This window comes from Coleofasciculus sp. (genome assembly GCF_046565525.1).
Taxonomy (GTDB): Bacteria; Cyanobacteriota; Cyanobacteriia; order Cyanobacteriales; family Coleofasciculaceae; genus Coleofasciculus.
Genome location: NZ_JBKHUP010000007.1, coordinates 73,523 through 93,468 on the forward strand (window position 1 = coordinate 73,523; position 19,946 = coordinate 93,468).

Sequence of the window (19,946 nt, forward strand, 5' to 3'; positions counted from 1 at the left end):
CGAAGCACAGATCGCAACAAAATCGTTTTAAGGATGTAGAATTGTTTTGAAATTTTCAGAGTGCAATGAGGCAAACAAAAACCCCAGACAGGCTCTGGAGTTTTTATAAATCTTTTAATCAATGAAATATTGATTAAACATCTTGCTTTGTTTTATTCTTTTTGCGAGAAGACTCTCGTTTTAAAAATGCTCCAAAGCCTAGAGCTGTAGCTGAGCCAAGGATAGTCAGAGGCTCTGGAACTGGCTCTGGCTTCAATTGACCAAACAGCATCGTTTGGTTTGACATACCTTCTTCAGTGATAAACTGAGTTACTTTGGGACCATCAATAGTATCTGAAAAGCCTAAAATCTGTAGCTTAAATGTCTTTCCATTATAGGAAATCGTTTCTTCACCTATAGCGCTGGGAATATCAACGACATCAGGACATACGGTGGAGCCTTGAGGATCACAGGGAATCTCGTTAAGAGTTTCATTGTGAGCGAAATCAAATGTAAAGTCTTGACTCACTTGCCCATCGATATCTAGATTCAATGCCAACGTGGCACCTAGGAAGTCGCCTTGTGTAATCGCGAAGTTGTTATGAGTAAATGTGCCAAGTTTGAAGACTTGAAACGTTGTGTCATCTACTTCGACGCCACCGTTGCCATCGAAAACGTATGAACTTTGATCACTAGATGTGTTAGCCGGATTTCCCCAAGAGATAGTGTTCCCGTTATTCATAACGTCAGCAGCAGTTCCTTGAGGATTTGACCAGGTTCCTGATGTGGTTACAGTGGCAGCATTAGCGACATTAGTATAACCCAACGCCAAGGTGGCAAAGGCAATAGTTCCCAGAGCTTTATTCAGATGTTTCATTGATTTCAAATTATTAGATTCCAGTCATTACTTCCATAATACAAGCCAGGTTTATGTAAGGATATACCCTTATCTGCAAATTTAATGGCGTAAATCAACAAGGCACTTGGCAAGATTCGGACAATCAGATTGCAGAAAACTGCAAAGTTTGTGGTCTATCTGTGCGTGAAGCTCTCGCTATCGCGTTAGCGAATCGCGTCATGGTGTCTTTTAAAGTTACTGATTTTTAAAAGCAGAATATCGCTCTCCTTCCCTATTGAATTGTTGAATATTTTGGGTTAAACTTAGTCAAGAATAGGATTGTACTAGGGGGCTATACAGCTTACTAAAAAAAGTTATTGAAAGAAGCGATAGTAGTCAACTTTTGACTTTTGACTCCTCTCGTAGCGCTATAAGCTGTTCGGCATTTAAACCTTCCTTAATGTCAATAATGGCGAAATCCTTGTACTGCGAGCATCTTGCTCGCTACCCATTCCCAATTAAAATGCATGACAGCTTAGTGGTTAAGGTGCGTTACGCTTCGCTAACGCACCCTACAAATAGAGGCTTTGCGTAAGTCCTACCAATGAAATTATCAAAGCTCAACCCAATTTTTTTGGGCGTCGTCTGAGGCAATGCCAGGATTCTGAAGTCCGGAAGAACCATAATGTTACGATGACCAATGACCAATACTTAAAGATGCTTTCCTCGCCCTTAGTGTTGACAATTCCACCCTCAATTCAACTCAGTGATGACCAGTTTTTTGAACTGTGCCAAATCAACCATGATTTGCGATTAGAACGTAACCTGAAAACCGGAGAAATTTGGATTATGACGCCAGCGGGGGGAGAAACAGGAAATCGCAATTTTTCCCTAATCGTTCAACTTGGTTCATGGGTAAAACAAGATAAAACCGGGATTGGTTTCGACTCTAGCACCGGATTTCGGATTCCAGGAGCAATCAAAGAACCAATGTCACCGGATGCCGCTTGGGTGCGATTAGAACGCTGGAATGCGTTGACGTCGGAACAGCAGCAAAAATTTCCCCCAATTTGCCCGGATTTTGTGGTGGAATTACGCTCTCCCAGTGATACATTGAAATCCTTACAAAAAAAGATGGAGGAGTGGGTGCGTTTGGGCGTACAATTGGGTTGGCTGATTGACCGTACTGGCTGCCAAGTTTATATTTATCATCAGGATGGTTCTCAGGATTGTTTACAGAATCCGGAAACCCTATCGGGCGAGATGGTGCTTCCAGGTTTTGTATTAGACATGAGTGAAATTTGGTAGGAATTGATAGCTTGCACCCGGTTAATAGATTGTCCAGATTCTTACCTATTTATAGAACGAAAGAGTTTCTTGTTCCCTTCTGGTTCTCTCCCCTTGGTAAGGGGAGGGTTAGGGTGGGGTTAATTTGGGAAAAACCAAGACGATCGCATCAAATGTTTTCATTCAAATCAAGCCAACGCGATCGCCGGTTCTTAGAATCACACAGACTAACACACAGAGGACAACACAAAGCGCGATCGCATCCCATTGATCAGGAGACAATATCACAAATCCCGTAGGGGCGCACAGACGTGCGCCCTGACTGAAGGCTTGCGCCCAGTTTAAACGTCAAATCTATTCCACAATTTTAGCTGTGTCAGTCCACTACTGGCTACTGCATTTAAGCAGATTACTTATCTTTCTTTTGCTTTTGGGAATGTTGTCGCTTGAGCAACCCTCCAAATCCTAAAGCAGTGGCTGAACCAAGGATAGTTAAGGGTTCAGGTACAGGTTCTGGGTTTACAGTACTTTGTGTGGCATTAAAGTTATCAAAGGCAAAACCGCCACCTCCCCCACGGCTAACACCAGAAATCCGAATGTAACCGATATCACCGCCTAAATCGCTGAAGGAAAAGTTATAGGGCAAAGCATCGAAAGTATCAGGACCTTCACCACCAGGGATAGGAGGTGTGGTAATGGAACTAACGACTGTCCCTGTAGAATCAAGCGCTGCGATCGAGTATATTTCGCCCCGATCAAGATCCCAGAGTTGACCTGATGCGCTTCTTGCAGGTGTACCTGTATATTTCACAATGAAATCATCGGTACTAAAAACATTAAGTCCTCCAGGAGCACGTAGCAACCAGTCGCCTCCTTCATTTGTTGCTGTCCGGTCTATGTCCACACCACCAGGAAAAGAAGTGTAAGCGCGACCCGTATTTCCTCCATCGTTACGACTCTCAAATAGGGCATCGGCATCAATGGTTAAGTCGTTATTTGTATCAAAACCAAAAGTGACGGTAGTACCATTTACTGTGTAAGAAGTCGTCAAAGCCGCGTTATCCGTGGGCGTAGTTATGCCATCGGGAAGGGTTTCAAAGTCGATAAGAGCAGCCTGAGCGGAACCCGAAAAACTTAGAAGTAAAGTCGTTGTTCCGGTTGCTGTAGCTATTAACAGTGGAGCTACCGATTTCTTGGTTATTGTTGTCATTTTTGCAGGTATTTTAGAGACAATCTCAATGAAGTTAAAACAACAGCGTAATCAGCTATATTTCGAGAATACCAGTCAGATTTATATAATGCATTAACCTTTTCTGCCAATTTGATGGCGTAAATCAACAAGGTTATTGGCAGGATTGAGCCAATCAGATTGCAGAAAACTACACAAAACGGGCTGCATCAACCGGAAACCCTGAGCCATTAATACTTTCAGAGGCATTGACAGTAGAGACGTTGCATGCAACGTCTCTACAAAAGGAAATCTGGTAAAATTTGACAAAATCCTGGTATCAAGATCCGGGAAAATTAGGCTAACCTTTCTTCTCCTTTTCCCTTATTTTGAACAGCTTCTAAGCTATAGCGTTTTCATTTGAGATGCCAACAAGCCACCCTTACCCAGTAAGACTTTCAGGGCTTTGGCTGTACAGGAATCATCTGTAAACACTATATTGAGCAAATAACAAATGACAATTAAATCAGGATGTATCTTACAGGGAAACGGACAACATTTGTAGAGGTTGGCATTACCATTTCAATATGTGGGGGCGCAAGCCTTGCACCCCTACAGATAGCTGTACCATCAGCACTGGCGAATACCTATACAGTTGCTCAATCTTCTCCACCCCCTGGGATAACGATTCCAGAAGGTGCACCAGAAACCCTGGAACAAACCATTCCCAATCCAACTGATTTATCCCCTCCTCTACCACAGGAAACCCCCCTATCCCCACCTCAACCCAACCTACAACTCCCTACAACTCCCCAACCGCCTCAAGTTCCCTCACTATCCCCAGAATTATTCCGCATTAATCAAATAGAAGTTCTCGGCAATACTGTATTGCAATCAGAAATCGCCGAATTAACCCAAACCTATCACAACCAAGACGTCACCTTTGAAACTTTACTCGAACTGCGCCAACGCATTACTCAACTGTATATTCAACAGGGTTATGTCACCTCTGGCGCCTTTTTACCCAAACAAAATATTAGTGATGGGATGATCCAAATTCAAGTCGTTGAAGGTGAAATTGAACAGATTCAAATCCAGGGATTAAACCACCTCAAACCAGGATATGTGCGCCGTCGCCTGGAATTAGCAACCGATACTCCTTTCAATCAGCATCGCCTCGAAGAAGCCTTACAACTTCTGCAACTTGACCCCCTCCTAAATCAAGTCAATGCTGAACTAATCGCTGGCAGTGGTTCTGGCAAAAACATCTTACTCCTAGACTTACAAGAAACACCATCCTTTCACGCCGGTGTATCTGGTGCCAATAATCAATCTCCCAGTATCGGCTCAGAACAAGCCAATCTATTTATCAGCCATGATAACCTATTCGGATTTGGCGATCGCGTGACTGCTGAATACGGGTTCACCGCCGGATTAGACTTCTATCGTTTTAACTACGGGATTCCCATCAATGCTCGTGATGGTAAAATTAGCTTCAGCTATAGCAACAGTAACAGTCGGATTCTAGAAGCCGGCTTTGAAGATTTAGGAATCAGAAGCGAATCCCGCACCCTATCTGTAAATTTCCGTCAACCGATTGTGCGATCGCCGGAAACTGAATTTGCCCTCGGTGTCAGCGTCGATTGGCGTCGTAGCCAAAGCTTCCTACTCAATGATATCCCCTTTTCCTTCTCCCTCGGACCAGAGGATGGCGAATCCAAAGTTACCGTACTTCGCATCTTTCAGGAATGGAGCGATCGCACACCTAACCGCATCTTAGCGGCTCGCTCTCAATTTAGTCTCGGACTCGATGCCTTTGATGCCACAATTAATAATACAGGAACCGATGGGCGATTCTTCTCTTGGTTAGGACAAATTCAATGGGTGCAGCGATTATCACCCAAAACCGTACTCCTGACACAAATCAATACTCAACTCACTCCAGATTCTTTACTCTCCCTAGAACGATTCGGGATGGGCGGTGGAGATAGCATTCGAGGGTATCGCCAAAATCAACTCGTTACTGATAATGGCATTTGGGGGTCACTAGAAGTCCGGATTCCCCTAACCTCAAACCCCAATCAATTACAACTCGTACCTTTCTTTGATATCGGTACAGCTTGGAATAATCAAGATGATGACCCAAATCCCAACACCATTGCTAGTTTAGGATTAGGATTAAATTGGCGGATTAATTCTGATTTAGATTTGCGTTTAGACTATGGCATCCCCTTAATTAAAGTCAATCAACGGGGGGATTCACTGCAAGAATCGGGTTTCCACTTTTCCCTGGATTATCAGCCATTTTGATAAATTAGGTAGGCACGCCGAAAAGTTAACGGTGGAGTCGTCATTCGTTATTTGTCATTAGTCCTTTGTCAGGGATAAACTAAAGACTTTCTTGTTCCCTCACCGCCGATTTTGGGATGGTTAGGGAGGGGTGGAAAATTTCCTAGATCAGGTAAAAACAAAGACGATCGCATCAAACTCTGAGAAAGTGGTAGGGGCGCACGCCGTGCGCCCAGAAACTCCGTACAATTTCTTTTCTACAATTAAATCAGGGCGGGTTTTGTTGAGGAGTTATTAGTAACAAGCTAGTTTGAGTTCCTAAACCCGCCCCTACAATTTAATCTCTGGTAGAGGCAATTCATGAATTGCCCCTACAAGTAGCGCCTACACCGCCAAGCAAACCTTACTCATAATCCTGTTGCGAATCAACCTTAAATGTCCCCACAGACGCCTGCAACTCTCGCGCCACTTCCACCGTTTTCCGCAGTGAATTCGACACCTTCGTTGAGGAATCTGAGGTTTGGGCTGAAACCATGGCAATTTCATACATCAAACTACTCACTGCTTGAGCCGTTTGAGTCTGAGACACCGTAGCCGTAGAAATTAACTGCACCAATTGATCAATCTGATAGGATACCTCTAACATCTGACCCAAACTATTTTTCGCATCATCCACCAACTGTGTCCCTTCTACCACCTGCTTGGTGCTTTGTTCCATCGCCTCAACCACCATCGCTGTTTCTCGTTGAATACTCTCGACAATCTCTTCAATTTCTTGAGTCGCCGCTGCCGATTTTGCCGCCAATTCTCCCACTTCTTCGGCAACAACGGCAAAGCCTTGACCCTCTTCACCAGCCCGTGCTGCTTCAATCCCGGCATTAATCGCAAGTAAGTTGGTTTGTAGGGCAATTTTTTCAATGATAGATACCACCTTAGCAATCTGTTGAGACGACTCACCCAAACGCTTCACTTTTTTCGCTGTCTCACCAATCGTACTCCGCAGATTTAAGATATTTTCTACCGTTAAATCCATCGCGGCTTGACCCATTTGTGCAGTATTGGATGCCGTACCAGCAACTATAGCCGCTTGGCGAGCATTCTCTGCGACTTCTTCAATCGACTGGGTCATTTGTTCGACAGAATTTAAAATCTGAGTTGTTTCTTCTGCCTGTTTCAGTGCCGCTTCTGCCAATTGCTGAATCGCTTTCTCGTCTTCCCCAACCGCCATATTCACCTGAAGCGCTGACTCTTGTACCCGCGTGACAATTTGCCGCAAGTTCTCAACAATCGAGTTAAAAAAGTCAGCAACGGTGCCAATTTCACCAATGTTTACCTCTGCCCGTACCGTTAAGTCACCTCTGGCTGCTCCTTCTACATCATTGAGCAGTTCAACTAATTGCATTTGAATGGCTTCTTTTTGTTGACGTTGCTCCTCTGCTAGGTTTTCAGCTTTTTGACGGGATTGCTCAATTTGGGCTAAGAAATCTAAACGATCTAAGGCTGAACCGAGTTGAATCGCCACCTGTTTAAAGAAGGTAATTTCTGATTCTTGCCACGCTCTGGTACTGGAACATTGATGAGTCACTAACAAGCCGTGAAGATCACCATACGCCAAAATCGGCGCGACTAAATTGGCTTTGACTTTAAAGGGTTCGAGTTGACCCAAATAACACTTGGTCAAACCCGCCTTGTGAATATCTTCAATCGCCTTGACTCGACCTTTCTTGTATTTCTCCACATATTGCTCCGCAAAACAGGGGTCAGCAATATTGGCTCCCAAGGCTTTGGGAAAACCTTCCGCCACAGATTCAGCCCTGATTGTTCCTTTCCAGTTTTCGTTAAACAGATAAACGATCGCGCGATCGGTTTTCATCGTTTTGCGAACTCCTGTAATCGCGGCATTATAAATTTCTTCCGCGGTCACAGATTCCCGAATACTTGACGTAATTTCGTTTAGTTGTTGCGCCCGTTCGGTTTCTGCTTCTTTCTCCACCAAGAAGTTCACCCGGTCTAAGGACAGACCTACTTGAATCGCTAACTTTTTGAGAAACTCAATTTCCGACTGCTGCCAATTATGGGGAGCATTACAGTGGTGGGCAATGAGTAAACCAAATAACTGGTCATCTTTGAGAATCGGGGTTACCAAATTGGCTTTAATTTGTAACCGTTCCATTAACTGGAGATGATCCGGATGGAAACCCGCTTCAAAAACATTATTGGTGGGTACGACTCGCCCTTTTTGGTAAGCTTCGATGAGAGCATCCCCAATACAAGCGTCTTCGATTTTATCCCCCAAAGCCCGAATAAAACCGGGAGCGACGGCTTCATTGGAGATGTATCCACGCCAATCGGGTTGGAACCGATAAATTACCACCCGATCCACGCTCAGAATTTGTAACGCTCCTTGAACAGCAGTCTGGAAAACTTCCTCTAAGTCTCGTTCAGTACGAGCGCGGGAAATGGCGATTTTAGTAAATAATTCTGCCTGTTGAGTTTCTGCTGATTGCTGATATAATAATCCTTTAACGCTGGTCACGAGATTATTAAAAGCTTGTGCCAAGAGGCGGGTTTCTGTCGGACCCACGGATTCAGCCTGCACATTGAGATCCCCACCGATGATCTGTTCAGCCGTGCCAACCAATTGTTTTAAGGGCATTGCCAAGCGACGGGCTAAAAACAACAGGGTTGCCGCGATCGCACCGCCTAAGAGCAGAAACGCTAAGGAAAAGGTCAACGTGGCTTGAGACCCAGTTTTGCGGAGATCACTTAGTTCCATGGAAACTGCAACTACCCAGTTGGTTTTGGGAACGGGGACGAGAAGATAACGGCGATCCGAGTAGGTAAAAGTGGCACGTTTTAAGGAATCGCCAACCTGAGAGGGGACGGACTCGATAGTTAGATCCTTAAATGGTAAATTGCTCACCACCGATTCCGCCTCAGAGTTCTGAGACTGTGCGCTATCGAGCAACATTTTGACACCTTGCGCGATCGCATCACCGCCTACGACTGTCTGCTGACCTTGTTCATCCTTAATCCCCACGTTATGAATGACGGTGACATTACCCTCGTTTGTTAGGGCTAAAAGCTGTACGATTTGAGAATCAACCCGGTGTAGTTCTGAGAGCAAATTATTCAGCACCGTCGCGAACACTGTAGCGGGTAAGACGCCTTTGACCACACCCAAAAATTCCCCAGAGTTGGGATCAGTAATCGCTTGACTCAGTTCAATCCCAAAGGTATTTGCCGATTGATCAAACGTCGGTTCGAGCAACCGACCCTCACCCGTTTTAGTCTGTTGCCACCATTGTTCATCCCGTTGCACAAAGTCCGAAAGTGGCTGACTGTATGCTACATTAAACCCGTGCTTATCGGTGAAAAATAACTCAGCAAATTCGCCAATTTCTGCCGTTTTCTGAAGATAACTATTCAGCGATGGATTGAGTTGGACAATTTTATTCGTGGCAAAGGTTTGTTCAAGCTGTTCAATCGGAATTGTCGGCAGTCCTTCTTCTTCAGCCACTGTCGCCGTATTTTTAGCCGCGTTAATAACTAACGGGTTATTTGCCACAATCGCCGGTATTTTTTCGGCTTCGGCTAACAACTCATTGACAAGATCACTGGTTAACAATGCTTCGTTTTGTAATAACTGCTCAGTTTGTTGTTGGCTGCGCCTAGAAATAATTCCAGATGTCACCAATCCGGCTAATGCCAGGGGAACCAGTACCGCCGGCAAAATGGTTTGTAATAACTGAGTCCGCAGGGGAGTACTGGGTTGGGATGACAACTGATTGTAGCCTCCTGAAAGAGTACGCCACACGAAAGGCTGTTTAGCCCCTTCTGGAGGCGTCATTCCTGGAGGTGGAACGGGTTCTAAAGGGAGTTGACTGTGGGGATAATTCGTTGCACTTTTTTGATACCCTCTATTCAAAGCGTCTTCGGTGAGTTCATGGGATTGAGAGTTATAAGTGTTAAGTGGATCAAACTGAGTAGCCATGAAATGATGTCCTTGAAATGAGAGTCTTTTTGGATTTTTGATTGTTGATTGTCATACTCGCTCTTCGAGAAGCAAGCTACGTCAAAGAATTATGGTATTGGCTCAGGATAGGTTGAGTAACATCAGGGTCAAAAAACGATAATGTTGAAACGCACCCCTACTCAAAACTAAAAACAGCCTTATACTTCATTGGTTATATTTGTGACCAAATCCGTTGCCACATTGACAGACGAAACTCTGTAGGCTGGCTCTAAATACAACGGCTCAACTTTCCCCTGTCTTCCTCTCTCCCACTCATCAACACGGGAAATGCTATATCAGCCTTACATCATTAGAAAACTAGACCTAAAAAAAAGGATATCCGAGTGACTTTGGTGTAAAAAACACGGCAGATGTTTATCCTCAGGGGGTGTGCAAAAATAAACCCCACACTTTTTGCTTGAGTCCTAATTCACGAATGAAAAATGACAATTGACAATGGACAATTGACAATTGTCAATTGACCAATGAGATACGACGCCTAAAGCACTCGTCTACAAGCCACACTAGCCGCCTTTACACCCCCACCAGAGGAAATTAAAGCGCCGATGGGACCACCAACAGCTTCCCCGGCGATCGCCATTTCAATCGCCACCGCCAACGTACAAACATCTAAATCTACTTCTGATGCGGGTTGCGCTTCTGGATGATTGTCTTTCCAGGCTTGGGCTAAAGGAACGGCAAGTTCTGCTAATTGATTTTCTAGGTCAAATTTCTGCACTTCTTCAGAAGATACAGTATCAGGGGTTGAGGGATTGATCTGACTTAATTGGTTTTCGGATTTGAATGAACTCATAGCGCTAGTACCTAAAAAACACCACATTCAGGAATAGTGGGATTTGAAGCGAAAACGATAGATTACCCTGGTGGTGTCCAACCTTGAGGAGAACGGAAGCAATAAAGGTGAGCGATCGCAGACCCTAGGCTTTCATTCCCACATCTGGTTGAATCTGTAAGACAGTCGTATAACTTGTAATACACTTTCCTTATCATAGGGCAACTACACGAGTATCAGCAACAAAGTCTTGGAGGTTTTATCGAGTCTTCATAAACTTGGACAGGGGGTACAGGGGAGATGAGGGAGAATTTCCCCATCACTTCCCCTCCTCACCCACCCCTTAGACATTACTCAAACAGAACCGTCACCTCACTTGATTGGGTAAAGTAGTTCCAAATCGCGATCGCTAAATCATTCTCATATTCCAGCTTTTCTATACCCTGACAATTCTGGCAATCCCTTGCACATGATGAAGTTTGACCATCTGCAGTTTGACCATCTAGGGAACCCTCTGGAATTGCTAAACAAATGTTAACAACCGGGATCTCGTTTCCCTCACCCAATCCGTTGTAGGTGCTGAACGTCACCGCAGCAACATAGTCCATATTTATGATCAAATCGGCGAGTCGGATGAATGCCAAAATAAACTCCTCGCACAGATAATTCAATAACTGTTTTGTCAAAAAAAACCTTAAATAAAAAGGTTAAGTTGTACACCCAATGGGTGTAGTCAAGGTGGAACTCTTCAATTTGGTGTCGTAGATGCACTTACTCGCAACGGACTAGAGAAGATAGCTCCTCTGGCTTGAGTTTTTCTCAAAAAGAGGGTTTCTTTTCTATGCCATTGCGATGACCCTGAAAGCGTACTTAACCGTAAGATAGCGTAAAACACGTAATACACCAATAGCATGATAGTCAATCTGCACGCTTCTCGGCAATAGGCTGATCACCAATATTGGTGATTAGGGATTGGTGAGTGCTAATTGAAAAAATTTTCCTGTGTACCCCCGTACCCCATATTTCTCATTCCGCCAAAAAATCCAGCAACGCCTTCGCTGTCTCTTGCGGCGCTTCCTCTGGCAGAAAATGACCACAGTCCAACGCCTGACCCCGAACATCGATCGCGCGATCGCGCCAAGTTTGTAAGACATCATAGCGGCGTTGCATTACGCCTTTTGCGCCCCATAGCACCAACAGAGGACATTGAATCTTCTGGTCAATATCTGCCTCATCGTGTTCTAGATCAATGGACGCGGCGGCGCGATAATCCTCACAGGTGGCGTGAATCACAGCAGGTTGGCTAAAGCAGCGAATATATTCCGCCATCGCCGCCTCGGTAAACCCCGCCTGTGTCGCACTCCATTGGTGTATCTTGGTCTTCAGGTAAAATTCTGGGTCAGCACCAATCAGTCGTTCCGGAAAATTATTCGGCTGGATCAGAAAAAACCAATGTTCGTAAGCTGTGGCTAACTCTTTATCCACGGTTTGAAAAATAGTTCGGGTGGGTACAATATCTAAAACCGCCGCCTTCTCAACCCGCTCAGGATGGTCAAGCAGGAGGCGATGCAACACCCGTCCGCCGCGATCGTGCCCGACGGCAAAAAAGCGCTTAAAACCCAGGATATCCATCAGTTCTACTTGGTCTTGGGCTGTTACCCGTTTAGAATAGGTCAGGTGGGCTGGATCAGAAGTGGGTTTATCGCTGTCACCATAGCCGCGCAAATCTGAACAAATCACTGTGAAGTGTTGCGACAGAAGTGGCGCAACCTGATGCCACATTACATAAGTTTGAGGATAACCATGAAGTAGTAACAGAGGATATCCTTCGCCACCCATCACCAGATTAATCGTGGCATCTGAGGTAGAAATCCGGTGCTGGGTAAATTGCTCAAACATAACTGTGCCGATGGGGGACAAGTAGACAGATCTTAACTAAGTAGGTTAGTTTATATTCAGACATAGTATCTAGCTGCAACTCAGATGGTGCAGATGGTGAAATCCTTTCAAGCAGCAGATACAGGTGCCTCAGATTATTCATCCTTTTTCTGATCGCGATCGCGCCGTTGAGTCAACGAGAGGGCATTTACATTTCAAGGCAAGCATCTACCCTTATAGAACATCGGTTCCATCATCGAATCAGATGCTGATTTTCTACAGAAAGATTAACATAAGTGACCTGAAAATCTAGTTGATGATGTATGTAGGGGAGCCGCTTGCACCCTGACATTAATTTTTATTTATAAAATTATTTAAAATGAATTTAACCCGTCTAATTCAAGAGTTAAACAACTTTAGTAAACATGGTAATGGCGAGCTAATTCTACAAAACGCTCAGACAGTTTGGACGCTTTACCTGGTTCGGGGTCAATTACTTTATCCCAAGAGTAAACAGCATCCAGTGAGGCGCTGGAACAGAGCCATAAGGCAGCATCGAGCGAATTGGAACTGGAGGGATGATTACTCCCAGTTTTCAGACAATCATAATTGGGAATGTCAGCTTATTGATCGCGGCTTGAGCAAAAAACAACTCAGCCTGATTCAAGCCAAGTTAGTCATTCGCAGTTTAGTTCAAGAATGTTTATTTGAACTCAGTCCTTACCCGGATTTAAACAGCGACTGGAAACCTACCCAAACAGCGATATCGACATTTTGCAAGGTTGTCGCCTTATCCACCAACGAAATACAAACGATTCTGGGTACAGCCCTGCAAATGCAGCAACAATGGCAAGCGGCTGGCTTAAGTCACCTTAGCCCAACTCTAGCTCCTATTTTACAAGAGGGAGCAGACACTTCTGAGTTGCCGATTGAAGACAAGTATCTCAACGGAAAATTAACCTTGTGGGATATTGCTATTGAGCTAAATAAATCCATAATTGATGTCACTCAGTCTTTGACGGATTGGGTTAAGCAAGGGATGCTCAAATTTAAAGAAATTCCTGATTTATCCTTACCAAGGACTAAGGATAACGTTGTAGATACTCCGGTAGTCGCCGGCAGAAAACCACCGGAAGTCAATCCGACTCCACTCAGAAACAAAACGCCTTTAATTGCTTGCATTGATGACAGTCCGGTGTTAACGCTCACCTTAAGAAAAATTTTAGTCCCCAATGGGTATCAAGTGTTGAGTATTCCCGAACCGATGCGAGGATTTTCCCAACTTATTGAATACAAGCCAGACTTAATCTTACTTGACCTACTTTTGCCCAATGCTGATGGCTATAGCATTTGTAAGTTTCTGCGAGAAACTCCTGTGTTTAAAAAGACACCCATTATTATATTGACGGCTAAAAATACGTCAATTGACCGGACTCGCGCTCAGATTGTGGGTGCAACAGGGTTTTTAGCGAAACCACCTCAAGCCCAAGAATTGTTGGACATGGTGCAGAAACATTTAGGGTAAGCGAACAGAGACGTTCCGGCGGAACGTCTCTACTGATGTGTCTTAACCGATACCCGTGGTTGCTATACAACAACAAGTGACTAATTGAGAGATTTCACATCAATTTTGAAATGGGCAATGAGGGTCATCCTTTCGTAGGATAAGAAGTACAGATGCAAGAGTTCGGGATTATCCTGATCAAGATGCATGACAACGCCATCTAAGGCGAGTTTGTGATGGTCAATCCACCCGCCCTTAGAATCCAGTAATACGCTGAAATAAGGACTTTTATCCGGATGGTTGGCTTTCAGTTCTTCGTAGTCTTGATAAAAAGGAGGGATACCAATCCCTAGAGGCATATACAACCCCTTATTATAGTTGTCTACAGGTAACTGCGGCAGGTCTTTGATATTGACGCCACTGATAAACAACTTATTTTCTTCCCCGGTTTTCGTATCCGTGAACGTCAACTCCAGTTCCTGTAATGTTTCATCGACGCCTACAGGATCAATATTCCGAAGAACGGCTTTGTCAAATTGACCAATGCGCCAGTATTCATTTCCCCATGGTTTATCTGTATTATAGTATCCAGGAGAAACAAAAGAGCCAAACTGAATCTCATGTTCACCGCTATAAAAATCGCCCCAGGTTTGCAAATTATTCGCGAGAACTGTTCTGACTTTACGGGTTTGCTCACCGGAAGCAATTATTTTTTCATCAAGGGGGAAATCGGCTCGAACCTCTTGCTCATTGATGACATTTCGCAGCAAATCCGTCTTGACAACGGTGCCACTGGGATCTTGCCAATGTTCTAGGCGTCGCCAGTATTTCCAATAGGATATATTGTTGATTTTTTCAAAGACTTGTTTGTAATATCCTAAGGGAAAGTCGAACCATCCTTGGTAGTAAAGGGCTTTATCACCATCCTCTTTGGCGGTTAGAATAACTTCCCATAATCCACCATTGATGCAATTATTTGCCAAAGCAACTTGAGCGAGGTTTTCTTTTTCAAAGCCATCGCCGCCACTAATTTCAATATGTTCCGAGTCAGCCGGAAAACTAATCTGTTGGCGGTTCCATTCGCGGTCAGTAAAGGCAATAACTTCTAACCCTTCATCGTTTTTGACCCATTCTGGTGCTTTTGGAGTTAAAAGGCTTAAGTCAATATTTTTGATAACGATTTTAGCCGTGTGGTCGTTATTCGGCTCTAGGACAAAATCGAAATGGGTATCATCTCGTTTGACAACGGTTAATGTCCGGTCGTTATAGCGTCGGAATTGCTTACTTAAACTTGATGTGTTGGCTGGATATTTAGTATTTGATAATTCCTTGAGATTAACCTGAATTGCATCGCTGACTTTATATCGAGTGGTCTGTCGATAAGCTAGTCCAGCTCCTCCTAAACCCATTACACCAATGCATACGGCAAGCGTGCCAATTAAAATCTTTTGCTTTGTTTTCTTAAGTGTTTTGCTCGCATTTGAAGCGGTAGTATGCATTGAACTATCTTGAGGCAAAGCAGAGTTTGACATGCAAGTTCCCCTGGTTTTTTCGTTCTGAATAGCATATTAACGAATTCATTTAAACTTGTGCAACCTTTTTCTAACGACTGAAAAAAAGTTCATCATTGCTTAAAAAAACTAAAGCATTACTTTATGGTTTCTTTATATAAAATGATTCATTTTGACTTGGAAATTTAGGTAAAGAAGGCGCAAATGCGCTATATATAGACAATTTAAGAGCAAAAAGCATTATATATAGCGTTTTCACCCTAAAAAGGGTGATTTGCCTAAAAATGGCGAAAAACCGTTAAAAATGGATAATCGTTTTTCTGGGCGGAGATATTCTCCACCTTTAGACGGAAGAGGTAATTGGGAAAATAGCTCAAAATATACTTGAGTAAATACTCGTAAAATAAAAAGTTTTTTTAAATATTATTATTAATTGTATCGATGTGATATAATTTCATTTTTTATATTAGCTGCTCATAAAGTTGTCGGCACAATTAGATGCTTGTAGTATTACAGCTTTAGTGCTAAGACAAAACAGTGTGTGGTAAATTAAAACATATTGCTATAGGCAGCGATAAACGTAATATAGACAATACAAGGGTTGTGAGTTCTCTCAGTTATTCCTACACAGAGACGGTGTAAGACAGATAGACCGGAAATGGAAATATTTGTATTACAAAGGGATGTAGGGGCGGATTTTACCGACAATCCCGGCGTATCAATTAACTCAACTTGCACTTTCCCCCTGTTGAAAAGGAAATCGCAGCTATACAAACTTGCGTCCGCAAGGTAAGGACTGGCGGACAGTAAAATGTCAAGTGCGATCGCCCGAGTCGGGACGAGTTAGCCCGGTTTGCGGCTACTCGTGTGGGCAAAAATCCAAATCAAGTTAACCTGAAAAATATTAAAGAACTGAAACAGTAAGGGGCGACGGGTGTTTCAGGTGCGCCTGTATTTTTTCTGTTCGATGACCAAGGTCAGTCTATCGCGACAGTCAAGCTTTTTCCCAATCTCCAGGAATTTGCCCGGGAATTATCCGCCTTGAAGCGGTTTGAGCAGGAAAAGTTTGAAGTGATTAAATCGCCGCAGAATTTGGGTGTGGCAAAGGCGGGAGAGTTGGGCGTTTTGGTGAGTTCGGTTGCGCCTGGGGCGGCAATTGATGATTACTTGCAACAGCTAGGGACTGCTACTGGAGAGAATCGTAGCACACAGATGGAACGGACAAAGCAAGCGGTAAAGGGTAATGCACGGGCATTGAGTGAACTGCATTCGGTGCGTGGCGGACAAGTCCCTCAAATGTTTTTGGAGCGACATGTTAATGCGGTAAGGGATATAGAAGGGAAACTATCTACAATCGTTCGTCAGGGCAATTTGTTAAGTTTAGATGAATCCTGGCTTCACGAAAAAATTGATAAAGTCGTTAATGATGCGATCGCGCATCCTGGACAAGCTTCTCTCATTCACGGTGACGCGCATCCAGGGAATTTCTTTTGGGATCAGCCAAGTGAACAACTAACGGCGATTGATACACCCACAATGCACTATTCAATGGGGGAGGGGGGAGAAGCAATTGGTGCGCCAGCGCGGGACTATGGCAATTTTTATCAAAAGTTGGCTAATTTTGGGGTTAATTATGGGGTGTCTTTAGAGGAAGTTGAGCAGTTACAGCAGGCTTTTGCTGATGCATACCAGGGGGAAATGCCAGAAGCAGGGGTGAAATTTTTTCGAGTTCGTGCTGGGTTGGGTGAGTTGATGAAGGCGATCGCGACGGATGATGAACGAGTTATCTATAACAATCTGCAACTTATAGTAAAACTACTAGAGGAATAATGAATATTGCTTTTTCAGTACCTCTGCCCTTTCGTAAGGTCAAGAGTTTAGTAGTTAGTAATAATCGGGTTTTGGTATCCGATTCTGATCAGATGGTGGCGATTACGGCTGAGGGGCAAATGCTTTGGCATCTAAGATTTGAACATCCAATCGGTAAAATGGTGGTTGCGCCTTCTGGGGACATTGTTGGCATCTGTGATGGTGGAAAGCAGTTAACGGTGCGATCGCCTAATACAGGAGAGCTAAAATTGTCGATTCCCGTCAATAGCTTTGTTTATGCCATCCCGGCGGTAACAAAAAGCCACTTAATATACCACGGTTGGGATAATCAGTTAAATGTATTTTATCAAACAGGTGAGCTTTGTTGGTCGGCTCCAACGGATAAAAAGGCAATCTGGATACAACCTGTTGTCGTTGAGGATTGGGTGTTTACCAGCACTCAGGGTGTGATGGCTTATGCTGTTGATGATGGCTCTAAGCGGGGGTCATGGGATGAGTTATCGCCTTCAGAGGAAATTTTAACCATGAGGAGGGCTGACGCAAAAAGAATTGTTGTTGGCTACGGCATTAATCAGCTATTCATACTTAATAAAGAACATTGTACTGTCTGCCCTTGGATTCTGCCTTCTGGATACCGCATTTTTATGGATTCGTTGACAGTTTTTGAGTCTCCAGATAGTGAATTAACGCTAATTGCTACAGCCGGGGTGGATGGGAAAAAAGCGGTTGTTTCAGTAACGGAGTCAGGGGAGATGTTATGGGAATACCCGATATCAAAAACTCCGGTGGCAATTTCTGTGGGAACCGCAGGACAAGTTTATATCGCCCAAAGTCCAACCCTGGATGAGTGGGATAAGTACAAAGACTTTTGTGAGTTTTCCTGCTTTCTGCTTGAGCTTTCGGCGACGGGTGAAGAGTTATGGAAGTGGGAAGCACCCGCGCCGATTACGTCTTTGTTGGCGGTAGCTGATGATGCGATTTACGTGGTTTGTGATGGAAATCTGATGCGTTTAGGGCGAAGATAGGGCAACGCATGAACCTACTTTTGAGCCGGAATTGGCTGCTCAAGTTCCGATCGCCAAACTTGCCAGTAAACGCCAATCCGCTCAACAAACACTCCCGGTTTTTCCGCATAAATGCGTCGTCCCAAAAACTGGGCAGATTGCTGCAATTGTAGTCGTCGGCGGTCAATTAAACCCAATAGGGCGTCTAGTTGAGTGCGATCGCGAGCTAGTTTGGGCTCCTGTTTCAGCAGTTGGCGCAACATCGCCAGATCATGATCATCCCCTAGATAATCGGCTAACTGTTTCGTCTCGGATGCCATTTGATCCATCAAATCGGGCCAAACTAATTTGAGAATTAGCAGGTGATACCAAAGATATTTCACCCGCTTGCGCCAATCATGAAAAGTCTCAACGCTGGGCTGCTTAACGGCACAATTTAATCCTTTATCCCCTCGCTTATAGACACGCTGGAGACTTGACTGGATGGTTGACCAATCATTACTTTTAATTGACCAATGCTTAACTCGTTTCCGCGCCTCTTTAATCATCCGAATGGCATCGTCTTGAGCATTTTTTTCTGCCAAAACCCGTTCACTAATGGATTGACTGCGGGCTTCTAATGCTTGACGCACTTCCTTAAAGCCATTGGCTGAGATAATTTTGGCAAAATGTTCGGTTAAATCATCTAAGGTTTCAATCGCTACCTGAGCATCCCGCACATCCGATAACAATCGCCCTGCATCTCGGAAACAGTTATTTTCTTGGTGGTACGTCTGTGAACCAATTTCATCGCGAACTAAGCGCACTAAGGCTCGTAGCTGCTTCAACCGCTTACGAGCATCGTGAACCGCTTCCTCTTGGCTATCATCGGTTTGACCCAATAATTGGGCTAATGCTTTGTCAATCTGTTCGTAAGCAATGCGCTGAACTCCCTGAGATATAGATTCGTGTGCCTTTAATCGATATGCCATGGTTAAGTGTGCGATCGCGTGGGAATTAGAGTAAGCTGACAATGCTGCCAGGAATAAGGAAGCAGGGGGATCTCCAGGTGCAGGGGGAATTAAATATCAACATATATCCTACGTGGTTTCCCTTGCGGCAATTTCTTCAGCCTACTACATAACAGACTTGACTGTTCACTGGTTAAAACAATCGTTCCGTCGGGTAGTATTGCTCCCCCTAAATCCGCATCGGTCAAATCTGCGCCACTCAAATCTGCGCCACTTAAATCTGCACCTCTTAGGTTTGCCCCTTGTAGGTTAGCACAATGTAAATTTGCCCAAATCAAATCTGCTCGGCGTAAATTCGCCCGACATAAGTTAGCTCTACTGAAGTTTGCCCGAGTCAAATTGGCTTTTTCTAAAATAATACCTTCAAGATTTGCCTGACTCAAGTCGATTCTCTGTAGATCTACTCCGTTTAACTCTAAGTTGCTGAGGTTAAATCCCCGATAATCCCGTTCTCCCGCCCCATACTCCTCCAGTAGGCGATCGGGTACTATTCTTATCCGTTCGAGTTTCTTAAATAACTCTTGCTTTCTAGCCGACGCCGAGGATTGGTGTTGGTTAAGGATATTTCGATCAGAGGATTGCATAGCCTTTTTTTCCTGATAAATTGAACATAGTTAATCTTCAGGTATTGGGCTGAACGATTAATTGAGTAACGTCCTACTTTTGGGTGAATTTAATCCGCTTTAGAGGTAACTTAACCCCCCATCCTGCGTGACTCTAATTTGTTCCCCACTGTGATCTACGTCGCTATTTTACTCGAACCGGAGACTATAGCGCCCTCTGCTAAAAGAAAGGGATTTATCCCAATTCTGTATAAAATTGCACTTTATCTACCCCACC

The 19,946-nt window shown here is 44.2% G+C and carries 14 protein-coding genes; 5 read left to right on the plus strand and 9 right to left on the minus strand.

Translation table 11 applies throughout. The features are described 5' to 3' along the window. Positions 1-133 precede the first annotated feature (133 nt). Complete coding sequence (locus ACLGGO_RS03905) at positions 134-856, minus strand: THxN family PEP-CTERM protein (RefSeq protein ID WP_446418341.1); 723 nt, start codon at positions 854-856, stop codon at positions 134-136. Positions 857-1,534: 678 nt separating this feature from the next. On the opposite strand from ACLGGO_RS03905, the gene ACLGGO_RS03910 reads away from it, so the two are divergent. Further along, positions 1,535-2,125 carry a Uma2 family endonuclease gene (locus tag ACLGGO_RS03910; protein ID WP_446418367.1) on the plus strand — a complete coding sequence of 197 codons (591 nt, stop codon included), beginning with the start codon at positions 1,535-1,537 and terminating at the stop codon, positions 2,123-2,125. 388 nt (positions 2,126-2,513) lie between these two features. Here ACLGGO_RS03910 and ACLGGO_RS03915 read toward each other — a convergent pair whose 3' ends face one another. Then, positions 2,514-3,314 carry a PEP-CTERM sorting domain-containing protein gene (locus tag ACLGGO_RS03915; RefSeq protein ID WP_446418342.1) on the minus strand — a complete coding sequence of 267 codons (801 nt, stop codon included), beginning with the start codon at positions 3,312-3,314 and terminating at the stop codon, positions 2,514-2,516. Positions 3,315-3,803: 489 nt separating this feature from the next. On the opposite strand from ACLGGO_RS03915, the gene ACLGGO_RS03920 reads away from it, so the two are divergent. Then, positions 3,804-5,582 (plus strand): ShlB/FhaC/HecB family hemolysin secretion/activation protein, encoded by a 1,779-nt coding sequence (locus tag ACLGGO_RS03920; RefSeq protein WP_446418343.1) that lies wholly within the window; start codon positions 3,804-3,806, stop codon positions 5,580-5,582. A gap of 382 nt (positions 5,583-5,964) precedes the next feature. Here the strand turns inward: ACLGGO_RS03920 and ACLGGO_RS03925 are convergent, their stop codons facing one another. From ACLGGO_RS03925 to ACLGGO_RS03940, 4 genes are all read right to left on the minus strand, one after another. Beyond that, positions 5,965-9,555, minus strand: coding sequence for a GAF domain-containing protein (locus ACLGGO_RS03925; RefSeq protein WP_446418344.1), 3,591 nt, complete (start codon positions 9,553-9,555; stop codon positions 5,965-5,967). A gap of 520 nt (positions 9,556-10,075) precedes the next feature. Next, entirely contained in the window at positions 10,076-10,390 is a 315-nt protein-coding gene (locus tag ACLGGO_RS03930; RefSeq protein ID WP_446418345.1) for a hypothetical protein, read from the minus strand. Positions 10,391-10,719: 329 nt separating this feature from the next. Continuing rightward, positions 10,720-11,055 (minus strand): hypothetical protein, encoded by a 336-nt coding sequence (locus ACLGGO_RS03935; protein ID WP_446337622.1) that lies wholly within the window; start codon positions 11,053-11,055, stop codon positions 10,720-10,722. A 340-nt stretch (positions 11,056-11,395) separates the two neighbouring features. Further along, positions 11,396-12,268 (minus strand): alpha/beta fold hydrolase, encoded by an 873-nt coding sequence (locus ACLGGO_RS03940; RefSeq protein ID WP_446337621.1) that lies wholly within the window; start codon positions 12,266-12,268, stop codon positions 11,396-11,398. A 358-nt stretch (positions 12,269-12,626) separates the two neighbouring features. Between ACLGGO_RS03940 and ACLGGO_RS03945 the strand changes: the two genes are divergently transcribed. Then, a complete protein-coding gene (locus tag ACLGGO_RS03945; RefSeq protein ID WP_446418346.1) occupies positions 12,627-13,772 on the plus strand; it encodes a response regulator in 1,146 nt (381 codons plus the stop codon). A gap of 80 nt (positions 13,773-13,852) precedes the next feature. Here ACLGGO_RS03945 and ACLGGO_RS03950 read toward each other — a convergent pair whose 3' ends face one another. Continuing rightward, on the minus strand, positions 13,853-15,283 hold the full coding sequence (locus ACLGGO_RS03950; RefSeq protein ID WP_446418347.1) for a hypothetical protein: 1,431 nt from the start codon (positions 15,281-15,283) through the stop codon (positions 13,853-13,855). A gap of 939 nt (positions 15,284-16,222) precedes the next feature. On the opposite strand from ACLGGO_RS03950, the gene ACLGGO_RS03955 reads away from it, so the two are divergent. Together ACLGGO_RS03955 and ACLGGO_RS03960 are read left to right on the plus strand one after the other, a co-directional pair. Then, positions 16,223-17,092, plus strand: a complete 870-nt coding sequence (locus ACLGGO_RS03955) for a phosphotransferase (protein WP_446418368.1) — start codon at positions 16,223-16,225, stop codon at positions 17,090-17,092. Then, positions 17,092-18,117: an outer membrane protein assembly factor BamB family protein gene (locus ACLGGO_RS03960; RefSeq protein ID WP_446418348.1), complete on the plus strand. Its 1,026-nt coding sequence runs from the start codon at positions 17,092-17,094 to the stop codon at positions 18,115-18,117. The genes ACLGGO_RS03955 and ACLGGO_RS03960 overlap by 1 nt, the downstream gene beginning before the upstream one ends. A 14-nt stretch (positions 18,118-18,131) precedes the next feature. Here ACLGGO_RS03960 and ACLGGO_RS03965 read toward each other — a convergent pair whose 3' ends face one another. Together ACLGGO_RS03965 and ACLGGO_RS03970 are read right to left on the minus strand one after the other, a co-directional pair. Beyond that, a complete protein-coding gene (locus tag ACLGGO_RS03965; RefSeq protein ID WP_446418349.1) occupies positions 18,132-19,109 on the minus strand; it encodes a CHAD domain-containing protein in 978 nt (325 codons plus the stop codon). Between the two features lie 47 nt (positions 19,110-19,156). Continuing rightward, positions 19,157-19,690, minus strand: a complete 534-nt coding sequence (locus tag ACLGGO_RS03970) for a pentapeptide repeat-containing protein (RefSeq protein ID WP_446337615.1) — start codon at positions 19,688-19,690, stop codon at positions 19,157-19,159. Positions 19,691-19,946: the final 256 nt, after the last annotated feature.